This is a genomic window from Actinomadura sp. 7K534 (assembly GCF_004348575.1).
Lineage (GTDB): Bacteria > Actinomycetota > Actinomycetes > Streptosporangiales > Streptosporangiaceae > Spirillospora > Spirillospora livida.
Genome location: NZ_SMKB01000076.1, coordinates 18,762 through 29,325, shown reverse-complemented (window position 1 = coordinate 29,325; position 10,564 = coordinate 18,762). Strand labels below are relative to the sequence as shown.

Below are 10,564 nucleotides of genomic sequence, written 5' to 3'. Positions count from 1 at the left end.
TCAGAGGTGTATAAGAGACAGGGGTAGGCGCCCGCGCTCATTCCGGGGCCGTCCGCGCGGAACGCGGCGGGGGCGTGGATCGCGCACGTCTGCGCGTACTCCAGCAGGCCCTCGGTGCCGTACTCGCGGCCGTGCCCGCTGCGCTTCACGCCGCCGAACGGAGCGCGCAGCGCCATCCCGGTGCGGTTGTGGGTGTTGACGAAGGTGAAGCCCGCGTCGAGGCGGCGGGCGAACGCGAACGCCCGGTCCTCGTCGGCGGACCAAACCGACGCGCCGAGGCCGAGGTCGCCCGCGTTGGCGCGCGCGACCACCTCGTCCTCGTCGCCGTAGGCCAGCAGCGGCACGACCGGGCCGAACTGCTCCTCGGCCACCACCGGTGCGTCGTCGGCCACGTCCGTGACCAGGGCGGGCCGGACGAAGTGCCCGCGTCCCATGTCGGCCGTGACGGTGCCCAGCTCGGTGACGGTGCCGCCCTGCCGCCGCGACTCCGCGACCAGTGCCCGGACGCGGTCCGCCGCCTCGGCGGAGATGACCGGGCCGACCGTGGTCGCGGCGTCGAGGGGGTCGCCGAGCACCAGCGTCCGCGCGGCCGCCGCCAGGTAGGCGTCGCGGACCTCGGCCAGCCGCGCCCGCGGGACGTACAGGCGCTTGGCGGCCATGCAGACCTGGCCCGCGGTGGCGAAGGACGCCATGACCAGCCGGTCCATCGCCGCGTCCGGGAGGTCCGCGTCGTCGAGCAGCACGACCGGGTCGTTGCCGCCGAGCTCCAGCAGCGTCGGCGTGATCGCCTTGGCGGCGGCCGCCCCGATGGCGCGGCCCGCCTCGGCGCCGCCGGTGAACGCGACGCGGTGCACGCGGGAGTGGCCGGCGAGCGCCCGCGCCGTCCCGGCATGGCCGTGCACGACCCGGACGAGGCCCGGCGGGAACGCCGCCATCACCTGGGCGACCGCCAGCGGCGCGAGCGGCGAAGGCTTGACCACCACCGTGTTCCCGGCCGCCAGCGCGGGACCGGCCTTCAGCATCGTGAGGATGACGGGCGCGTTCCAGGGCGTGATGGCCCCGACGACCCCGTAAGGGCGCTGGCGCAGGACGAGCCGTCCGGCCGCGTCGTCGGTCTCGCGGTCCGCGAACACCTGGGGCGCCCGCTCCGCGGCCCAGCGCAGGTACGCGGCGGCGAACCGCAGCTCCCCGGCGCAGTCGGCCCGCGGCTTGCCGGACTCGCGCGCCAGCAGCTCCGCGACGCCGGGCAGCGCGTCGACGGCGTCGGCGGTCCGCAGCAGCGCGGCGGCCCGCTCCTCGACCGGCACGCGGCACCAGGCGCGCTGCCGGTCCTCGGCCTCCCGGACGACCCGGTCGACCTCCGTCTCGTCCGCGACCGGCACCCGGCCGACGACCTCGTCCAGCCGGGCCGGGTTCTCCCGGACGATCTCGCCCGGCATCAGGCGACGTCCCGCAAGGAGGCGATCATCGACGTGCGCAGCAGGTACCGGCGGGCCTCGGCGGGGTCTCCGGCCAGCCTCCGGAGCTCGTCCCGGTAGCCGGCCGGGTCGCGCATCCGCTCCCAGTTGGCGTGGGTCAGCCGGCCGACGAACGACCGCGCGACGTCGCGGCGGGCCGCCGAGACCGCGTCCAGCGCGGCCTCCGGGCCACCGGCCAGGACGTCCGCGAGCGCGCCCGCCAGCAGGACGGCGTCGTGGATTCCGCTGTTCATGCCCATGCCGCCGAGCGGGTTGTTGACGTGCGCCGCGTCCCCGGCCAGCAGCACCCGGCCGGTCCGGAACGTCTCGGCGACGCGCTGGTGCACCCGGTACAGGCTGGCGTGCGCGACGTCCCAGGCGGCGTCGGCGACCCCGCGCAGCCGCTCGGGCAGCCGCGCCAGCTCCTCGGCGTCGGGGGTGCCCTCCGGGGTCGGGAACAGGACCCGCCAGTGGTCCGGGGTGCGCAGCAGCACGAGCCACTCGCCGGGGTCGAAGACGTAGTTCACCGCGGCGATGCCGGGCAGCAGGTCCTCGACGGCGGTCCGGGTCGACGCGACCAGGAACCGCTCCGGGTAGGTCATGCCCTCGAAATCGATGCCGAGGTCCTGCCGCACCGCGGAGCCGGCGCCGTCCGCGCCGATCAGCCAGGCGCCGCGGACCCGGTCGCCGGCGGACGTCGCCACCTCCACCCCGTCCGGACCGGGCAGGACCGTGCGCACGGCCGCGCCGAACCGGACCTCACCGCCCGCCGCCACCAGGTGGTCGCGCAGGATCGGGGTGAACTTGCCCTGCTCGCACTGGACGCGGAACGGGTACGGCGTGTCGCCCGCGAGCACCGCCAGGTCCAGCTCGGCGACGACGCCGCCGCGCCGTTCCCGGTACTGGAACGTCCGGGAGACCAGGCCGCGCTCCAGCAGCGGGTCGAGCACGCCGAGCCCGTCGAGCATCTCCAGCGAGGGCGGATGGAAGGTGGACGCGCGCGACTCGGCGGCCAGCCCCGGTTCCGCCTCCAGCACGGTGACCGGGACGCCGCGGCGCGCCAGGGCCAGCGCCGCGGTGAGGCCCACGGGACCGGCCCCGGCCACCAGCACGGGCCCAAGCACGGGCGCCATCACGGTTCCCGGGAGTGCAGGGCGAATCCGTCCTCCACGCCGACGACCCGCGGGTTGGTGAAGAACCGCAGCGTCTCGGCCGTGCCCTCCTCGCCCAGCCCGGACGCCCCCCACGCGGGGCGGGGCGCGAACAGGTGCAGGCTCAGCACGCTGGAGCCGTTGACCTTCACCTCCCCGGCGCGGACGCGCCGCGCCACGGCGAGGGCCGCCTCCTCGTCGGTGCCTGCCACGTACCCTTCGAGCCCGTACGCGGTGCCGTTGGCCAGGGCCACCGCCTCGTCCAGCGTCCGGTAGGTGTGCACGGTGGCGACGGGACCGAAGATCTCCTCGGTGGCGTCGCCGGGGTCGACGTCCGTGACGAGCGCGGGGGCCAGGTAGCTGCCCTCGTCCGGGACCTTGGTCGTGGAGAGGACGCGGCCGCCGAGCGCGTCCCGCCGGGCGGCGACGAGGTAGCGGTGGCGCGAGTGCACCAGCGGCCCGAGGTCGGTGTCCTCGTCCAGCGGCGGGCCCGCGCGCAGCGCCGCGAGCCGTTCGCCGGCCGCCTCCAGCAGCGCGTCCCGGAGAGGCTCGGGCACGATGAGCCGGCCGAGCGCCCGGCACCACTGGCCGTTGAGGGTGGTGAGCAGGTCCACGGCGGCCCGCGCGGCCCGGCCGACGTCGGCGTCCGGCATCACGATCAGCGGGTTGTTGCCGCCGAGCTCCAGCTGGACGGGCTTGATCCCGGCGGCGCAGGCGGCGGCGACCGACCGGCCGCCCGCGGCGCCGCCGGTGAACGAGACCGCGCGGATCCGCGCGTCGGCGGTCAGCCGCGCGCCGGTCTCCCCGGTGCCGTGGACGAGCTGGAAGACCCCGCCGGGGACGCCCCGGTCCGCGAGCACGGCGCCGACGACCTCGGCGAACCGCTGCGCCCCGTACGGCGCGTACTCGCTGGGCTTGAGGATCGCGGGGCAGCCCGCGGCCAGCGCGTTGGCCGCCTTGTGCGCGGCCATCGGGGCGGGCGCGTTCCACGGGACCAGGCACAGCGCCGGACCCCACGGCAGCCGCCGCACCTCGGCCTCCCGGCCGTCCTCGCGGGTGAAGGACGCCGCCAGCCCGCCGCCGCGCAGCTGCTCGGCCGCCAGCCGGAACGATCCCGGCACGATGACGCCGAGCGGGACCGCCTGCCGGATCGGGACGCCGGTGGCCACCGCCTCCAGCGCGGCGATCTCCCCGGTCACCGGTTCGAGGGCGGCCGCGACCGCGTCCAGCAGCTCGGCGCGCTCGGCGGCCGGGCGCGCCGCCCAGCCCTCCGCCGCGTCGTCGGCCGCGGCCAGCGCCCGTTCGAGCCGCTCGGGGCCGGTGACGGGGGCGGGCCCGGCCTCCGCGCCGGTGGCCGGGTCCTCCAGGACGGGCCCGCCGCCGGGTGCCGCCGCCCACTCCCCGGCCACCAGATCCCGGTGCGGGGGGTTCACCGCCGGACGCTCGCGAACAACTCGTTCTCCTTGTTCTCCGTGATGACCTGGGCGGCCTCCAGCCGGCCGCGCTCCGCCGGGAAGGTCATCACCAGTCCCATCGCGAGGTCGCGCAGCGCCCGCCCGATCACCCCGTCCATCGTGGCGGCGGAGGTGCCGCACGCCTTGAACGCGCCCAGCACGACCTGGAAGCACGCCTCGGTGATGTCGCCCTTGGCGATCCGCCACTGGCGGTACACCTCGGGCTTCGGCAGCAGCGGCGGCTCGGAGGTCTCCAGTTCCAGCTGGCGGCGGATCCACAGGTAGGCCGTCTCCAGCCGCTCGGTCATGTCCCCGATGATGACCTGGTGCATCGGCGAGGACGCGATCGGCCGGCCGGAGTCGGCGAAGGTCTTCTTGGTGAGCCGCTCGACGGCGAAGTCGTAGACGTTCTGCGTCGCGCCCAGGTAGCAGGCCGCGATCGCGAGCTGGTTGCCGACGAAGCTGCCGCGGCTCATCCGCAGCATCCGCACGAACGCGCCGGGGACGGTGAGCGCCTCCTCCGCCGGGATGAACACGTCGGTGAGCGTCACGCCGTGGTTGTTGGAGGCCCGCATCCCGAGCCCGTTCCACGGCTCGCGGGAGACGACGCCGGGCGCCTCGCGCGGCACCAGGAACAGCGCCAGCCCGTCCGCGCCGGCGGTGCCGTCGAGCCGGGCGGTCACCAGGTAGGTGTCGGCGACGCCGGTCGCGCAGCCGAACGACTTCACGCCGTTGAGCAGCCAGCCGCCCTCGGCGGGGGACGCGGTGGTGGCGATCGCGATGTTGGCGCTGGAGGACTTGACCTCCTCGCTGGCGAAGTTGGCCATCCACGTCCCGGCGGCCATCCGGTTCAGCACCTTCTCGGCGAACGCCCGCACGGGCTTCACCTCGTCGTCGCCCTCGAACAGGCCCGCCTCGACCGCCTCCAGCGGCAGCAGGCCGCGCGAGGCGCTGGTGTTGTGGAAGAAGTACGACAGCGCGGTGGACGGGCAGGCCGTGCCCATCGCGTAGGTGGCGGCGGCCAGGTCGCGCAGGCCGCCGCCGAGCCCGCCGTACTCCTCGGGCACCACGAGGCCGAGCAGCCCGGCGTCGCGCAGCAGCGCCACGTGCCCGGCCGGGAACTCGGCGGCGGCGTCCGCGGCCGCGGCGGCCTCGCGCAGCCGCGGCAGCACCGCCTCCACGCGCTCCGCCCGCGCCCGCTCGGCGTCGGTCATCTGCTCCACGAGCCGTGCGCCGGTCGGCGTCCTCGGCTGGGTCATCGGCTGCATTCCCTTCGAACTGGTCAGGAGGCGGCCCGGTAGGTGCGGCCCGGCAGGGCCGACCCCCAGAGCGCCTCCAGGTCCGCGGCGGCGGCCACCAGGGCGGCCCTGTCGATCGGGGTGGCGACGTCGAGCCGGTCGGCCAGGAACAGCAGGTCCTCGGCGCACAGGCCGCCGTCGATGCCGCCGAGCGTCACGTCGAAGCGGCGTACGCCGCTCTTCATCGCGGTCAGCGCGTTGGCCAGGCCGAGCCCGTACGCCTCGCGCAGCCGCACCCGCAGCGGCACCGGCCGGGCCCGCGCCACCGCCTCCTGCAGCACGTTGCGGACGAGCAGCGGCGACGCGGCCTCGGCGCCCTCGTCGAGCGCGATCTCGGCGCACCCGGCGGCGGCCAGCCGGTCGACGGCGGCGAGCACGGCGGCCTCGCGGGCGGGCGCGAAGACGTCGCTCACCCGGCCCACCACGGCCAGGCCCCGCGCGCGGGCCGCCTCGATCAGGCGGGGCGCGTCCGGCCCGTCCACGATCTCAGCCGTCACCGGCGAGTCGCGGGGGACCTGCGTCAGGGACACCGCGTCCTCGACCAGGACCGACCACGACGGGCACCGGGCGGGCCCCGTGCCGTTCATCTGCGCGCCGTTCATCTGCGGGCCGGGCGGGACCGGGGTCCGGACCCGGACGCCGGCCGCGCGGACCGCGTCCAGCAGCCGGGCGGCGCCGGCTCGGGTGACGCGGGCGGGCGCGCTGCCGGAGGCGGTGACCCTGCGGTGCAGCGCGGCGGCCAGCCCGGTGTCGGCGATCGTCACCTCGTCCGGCAGCGGGTCGGCCAGCTGGCCCCAGGCGCGGGAGTGGAACAGCAGCGGCGCGGTGCGCCGCGGTGTCTCGGCGGTCTGCACCTCGCCGACGAAGATGGTGTGGTCGCCGCCCGGATACGCGTACGCGACCCGGCAGTCGAGCCAGGCGACCGCCTCCGCCAGTACGGGCGCCCCGGTGGGTGCCGGGGCCCAGGTGCCGCGCGCGAACCGGTCGCCGCTCTCGCGCCCGGCGAACCGGTGGCCGATGACGGCCTGGTCCTTGCCGAGGAAGCTGACCGCGAAGACGCCGCTGCGCTCGATGAGCGCGTGCGTGTGGATGTCCCGGGCCAGGCAGACCAGCACCAGCGGCGGGTCGAGGCTGACGCTGCAGAACGAGCCCGCGGTCATGCCGTGCCATCCGTCCCCGGAGGTGGTGGTGACCACCGCGACACCGGTCGGCCACTGGCCGAGCACCGAACGGAAGGTCTGTGCGTCGACCGCCACGGCACCGCGCCCTTCGTTTCGCTAAAGGAAACACCGTCCCACTCACGGTAACGATGTCGCGGAGCGGGTGTCAACGTCCGGCGGCGGTGACGAGTGTTCCGTCACGGGAAACGCGATGCCCTAGACTGCGGCTGACCCCACCCCGTCGGAAGGAACCGCCGTGTCGCGCAACGCGACCTCCCGGACCGTCTCCGCGTCCCCCGCCGAGGAGGGCGAGGGGCAGAGCCGGTCGATCGCCGCCGTCGAGCGCGCGATGGACGTCCTGCTGCTGTTCGGCCGCAGCGGCCGGCCGGACCTCGGGGTGACCGAGATCGCCACCGAGCTGGGGCTGACCAAGGCCGCCGTGCACCGCATCCTGACCGCGCTGCGCAGCCGCGACCTGATCACCGTCGACACGGTGACCCGCCGGTACGCGCTCGGGCACGCCGCGATCGCGCTCGGCCGGGCCTACCTCGCCCGGATGGACCTGCGCGCGCTGGCGGCGCCCGAGCTGCGCCGTCTCGCCCAGCAGCTCGGCGAGACCGCCACCCTGTCGATCCGCCGCGGCGACACCCGGCTCTACGTCGACCAGGTCGTGCCGCCGCACGAGCTCCGGGTCGAGGTCAGCCTCGGCATCCCGTACCCGCTGCACGCCGGCAGCTCGTCCAAGGCGATCCTGGCCTTCCTCGACGAGGCCGAGGTCGGCGCGCTGCTCGGCCGGCACGGGCTGGAGGCGCTGACCGACCGGACGATCGTGGACGAGGAGCGCCTGCGCAAGGAGCTCGCCACGATCCGCAAGCGCGGCTACGCCTCGTCCCAGGGCGAGCGCCAGGAGGGGACCGCTTCGATCGCCGCGCCGGTCTTCGACCACGACGGCCGGGTGATCGCGGCGCTGAGCGTGGCCGGCCCGCTGACCCGGTTCCGCCCCCGGCTGGCCGAGTGCGCGCCGCCGCTGATGGAGGCCGCGGCGCGGGTGTCCGGCAAGCTCGGCCACGGCGGCGGCTGACACGGGGCCGGCCGGGTCAGAGGTCGGCGCCGGGCTTGAGCACGCCGAGCACCGCGGCGCCCAGGACGGACGCCCAGATGCCGAACACGTACGGCAGGCAGCCGTCCACGGCGCGCTTGAGCTTGCGCTCGACCTCCGGCGTGGAGCCGCCGCTCATCAGCGCGCCGAACGCGGGCCCGAAGGGGCGCAGCGTGAGCCGGATGCCGAGCCCGCACGCGATGGCGGCGGTGTAGAGCGCGACCTTGCCGCCGAGCCAGCGCGGGTCGGTGGTGACGCCGAACGGCCGGTCGGCGAGCAGCGTGTACGCGGACAGCGCGGCGAGCGCGGCGATCAGCCCGATCCGGACCGCCCAGTCGGCGCGGCGCACCCACGGGAAGCGCCCGTGCGTGCGGTGGTCGGCGATCGTGGCGGCCAGCCAGGCCAGGGCCAGCACCCACACGAGCACGACCTGCCACCAGCCGAAGACGGCCGTCCCGAACAGCTCGGCGCCGTGCGGGTCCAGTGCCATGAGCGTCACCCCGCTCGGCAGGAACAGCACCAGGCAGATCTTCGGGCCGAGGTCGAGCCCGCTCATCACGCTGAGCGCGGTGGCGCGCGCCGCGGGGGCCAGGTCCGGCTTGAGGACGAACCGGCTGGAGTAGAACACCCCGAGGTCGCCGCCCAGCCAGAAGACGAAGAGCACCAGGTGCAGCAGGATCCACCAGCCGTGCGCGTGCGCTCCCACGACACCCTCCTAATGGAAACAGTGTTTCAGTCTGGGGAACGGTAACACGGCGGGTCAGGCCGCCGCGGTGCGCGCCCGGCGTCCCGCCAGCTCGGCGAAGACGACGAGGCGGTAGGCGGCGGAGAACTTCGGATGGCAGGTGGTGAGCGTGAGCATCGCCTTCCTGGGCCTGCGTCCCGGCTCGCCCGGCACCGGCGCGGTCACCTCGGTGCGGCCCGGCCGCACCACGATGCGGTGCGTCACCCGGTAGACGAAGGTCGTGGCGGCGGTGTCGATGAGGATCTCGTCCCCGCGGGCCAGTTCGCCGTTGCGCTCGAACGGCCCGCCGTAGGTGGTGCGGTGGCCGGCGATCGCCATGTTGCCGACCTGGCCCGGCCCGGCCGTCCCCGGATAGTGCCCGGGGCCCTTGCGCAGGTCGGCCGTCCCCACGCCCTCGACCACCGCGTACCGGTAGGACGACCCGAACTTCGGGACGCGGATCAGCGCGTACGCCTGCCCGGCCTCGGCCGCGGGAACGGCGGGCTCGCGCCCGCGCCGCGGCCCCGACGCCGCGAGCTTGCGCGTCTGGACCGCGTTCCACCGCCGCTCCAGCTCGCTGTGCAGGTCGCCCTGCTGCCGGTGCGTGTACTCGCCGGTGCCCCACGACAGGTAGCCGACGAACATCGCGAGCACGAGGCCGGCCGTCATCGACAGCTCCGCCAGGCTCCGCAGCACCGTGCGCATGGTCGGAAACCGTAACCCTTCAGTAGGGAAACGGCGATCCCCTGAGTGAAACGATTGTGTTGCCGCCCGCGCCCGGCCCTTGACAGCGCCGCTCCGTTGCGGTTTCGCTATGTCCGTCTTGCGAAACTTCGTTTCCCTCTGAGAAACGAACCTGCGCAACGGCCGGCAGTGAGGAGCAGCGGCAGATGAGACGCACACGCACGGCCCTGCGCGGAGCCGCCGCGGTGATCACCGCGGCGGGCGCCGTCGCGGCTCCCGCGATGCAGGCGGGCACCGCGCACGCCGCCACGGGCCAGGTCCCCTACCAGTGCCAGATCTTCGGTTCCGTGTTCGACTACGACGCGACCGTGACGGTCACCGCGCCCGCCTCGGCCACCACCGGGGACGCGGTCACCGTCGAGGCCGACTTCTCCGACCTGCCCGGCGTGGCGCCGCTGCCGGTCAACTCCTGGACCACGTCCGGGACGCTCACCGTCTCCGGCGCGCAGTCCGGGTCCGTGCCGATCAGCGCGCCGACGCGGACCGGGCCGATCCCGGCGTACGGCGAGCTGCCGATCGGCAAGGTCTCCGGCGAACTGACGCTCACCGGTGCCGGCGAGGTGCGGATCGCCCCCGCCGGGCTGACGGTCGTCGCCGAGGCCGGGGCGCAGGCCACCATCAGTTGCACGCCCAAGAGCACCCCCGGGAGCCTCGCGACGATCAACGTCACCGAGGGCGGGCCGGGAGCGTCGGTCAGCCCGCCGAGCGTCGTCCAGGGCGGCACGGTCACCCTCACCGGCGCGGGCTGGCAGCCGGGCGCCGTCGAGGTCGTCCTCTGCGACGCCGCCGGGGCCGCGTGCGAGCCGGACGACCTGACCGCCGTCACCGCCTCCGCCGACGCCGCCGGGAAGCTCACCGGATCGGCGACCGTCGCCGAGTCCGCCGCCCCCGGCGCCCGCGCGATCGTGGTCTCCCAGGGCGAGGCGAGCGCGCGCGTGGCGCTGACCGTCACCGAGAAGACGCCGCCGCCCACCGGCGAGTGCGAGGGCCGGGACGCGGACCGGTGCGGCGAGCAGAAGATCAACGTCACCGTCAACGGCGGGCCGCTCACCATGTCCCGCGAGGCGGGCGAGGTCGACCTCACGCCCGTCACGCTGAACGGGACCGAGCAGTCCGCCACCGGCTCGCTCAAGCGGGTCGAGGTCATCGACGCGCGCGGCGGCACCACCGGCTGGTCGCTCACCGGCACGCTCACCGACTTCACCTCGTCCGCCGGCACGAAGATCCCGGCCGGGAACCTCTCCTGGACGCCGGCGTGCACCGCCGCGCCCGGGGCCAGCGCCGTCACGCCCGGCAGCGCGGGACCGCTCGACACGACCACCGCCGCGACGCTGTGCACCGCGCCCGGCGGCACCGGGCAGGTCGTCGGCGGGACGTTCTCCGCGGGCGCCGGCCTCGACCTCACCGTCCCCCCGGTGACCGGCGCCGGGCGCTACACCGCCGTCCTCACCCTCACGCTGTCCTGACCGCCCCGAGC

The 10,564-nt window shown here is 75.6% G+C and carries 9 protein-coding genes; 2 read left to right on the top strand and 7 right to left on the bottom strand.

Features of this window, described 5'->3' with window-relative positions; translation table 11 throughout:
• The 5 genes from E1266_RS17140 to E1266_RS17120 form a co-directional block, all read right to left on the bottom strand.
• A partial coding sequence (locus tag E1266_RS17140) for an aldehyde dehydrogenase family protein (RefSeq protein ID WP_132048072.1) occupies positions 1 to 1,439 on the bottom strand: 1,439 nt, incomplete at its 3' end.
• On the bottom strand, positions 1,439 to 2,590 hold the full coding sequence (locus tag E1266_RS17135) for an FAD-dependent oxidoreductase (RefSeq protein WP_132048070.1): 1,152 nt from the start codon (positions 2,588 to 2,590) through the stop codon (positions 1,439 to 1,441). The genes E1266_RS17135 and E1266_RS17140, both read right to left, overlap by 1 nt.
• Complete coding sequence (locus E1266_RS17130) at positions 2,590 to 4,041, bottom strand: aldehyde dehydrogenase (protein WP_132048068.1); 1,452 nt, start codon at positions 4,039 to 4,041, stop codon at positions 2,590 to 2,592. The genes E1266_RS17135 and E1266_RS17130 overlap by 1 nt, the downstream gene beginning before the upstream one ends.
• Positions 4,038 to 5,321 (bottom strand): acyl-CoA dehydrogenase family protein, encoded by a 1,284-nt coding sequence (locus E1266_RS17125; protein WP_207945701.1) that lies wholly within the window; start codon positions 5,319 to 5,321, stop codon positions 4,038 to 4,040. Before E1266_RS17125 ends, E1266_RS17130 begins: the two co-directional genes overlap by 4 nt.
• A 23-nt stretch (positions 5,322 to 5,344) precedes the next feature.
• Positions 5,345 to 6,616 carry a flavin reductase gene (locus E1266_RS17120; protein ID WP_132048066.1) on the bottom strand — a complete coding sequence of 424 codons (1,272 nt, stop codon included), beginning with the start codon at positions 6,614 to 6,616 and terminating at the stop codon, positions 5,345 to 5,347.
• Between the two features lie 160 nt (positions 6,617 to 6,776).
• Between E1266_RS17120 and E1266_RS17115 the strand changes: the two genes are divergently transcribed.
• The gene (locus tag E1266_RS17115; RefSeq protein WP_243718500.1) at positions 6,777 to 7,601 is read left to right on the top strand and encodes an IclR family transcriptional regulator; all 825 of its coding nucleotides are present in this window, start codon (positions 6,777 to 6,779) and stop codon (positions 7,599 to 7,601) included.
• Between the two features lie 16 nt (positions 7,602 to 7,617).
• Here the strand turns inward: E1266_RS17115 and E1266_RS17110 are convergent, their stop codons facing one another.
• Both E1266_RS17110 and E1266_RS17105 read right to left on the bottom strand, forming a co-directional pair.
• On the bottom strand, positions 7,618 to 8,325 hold the full coding sequence (locus E1266_RS17110) for a hypothetical protein (protein ID WP_132048064.1): 708 nt from the start codon (positions 8,323 to 8,325) through the stop codon (positions 7,618 to 7,620).
• A gap of 54 nt (positions 8,326 to 8,379) precedes the next feature.
• Positions 8,380 to 9,048, bottom strand: a complete 669-nt coding sequence (locus E1266_RS17105) for a class E sortase (protein ID WP_132048062.1) — start codon at positions 9,046 to 9,048, stop codon at positions 8,380 to 8,382.
• 185 nt (positions 9,049 to 9,233) lie between these two features.
• Between E1266_RS17105 and E1266_RS17100 the strand changes: the two genes are divergently transcribed.
• Complete coding sequence (locus E1266_RS17100) at positions 9,234 to 10,553, top strand: WxL domain-containing protein (RefSeq protein WP_132048060.1); 1,320 nt, start codon at positions 9,234 to 9,236, stop codon at positions 10,551 to 10,553.
• Positions 10,554 to 10,564: the final 11 nt, after the last annotated feature.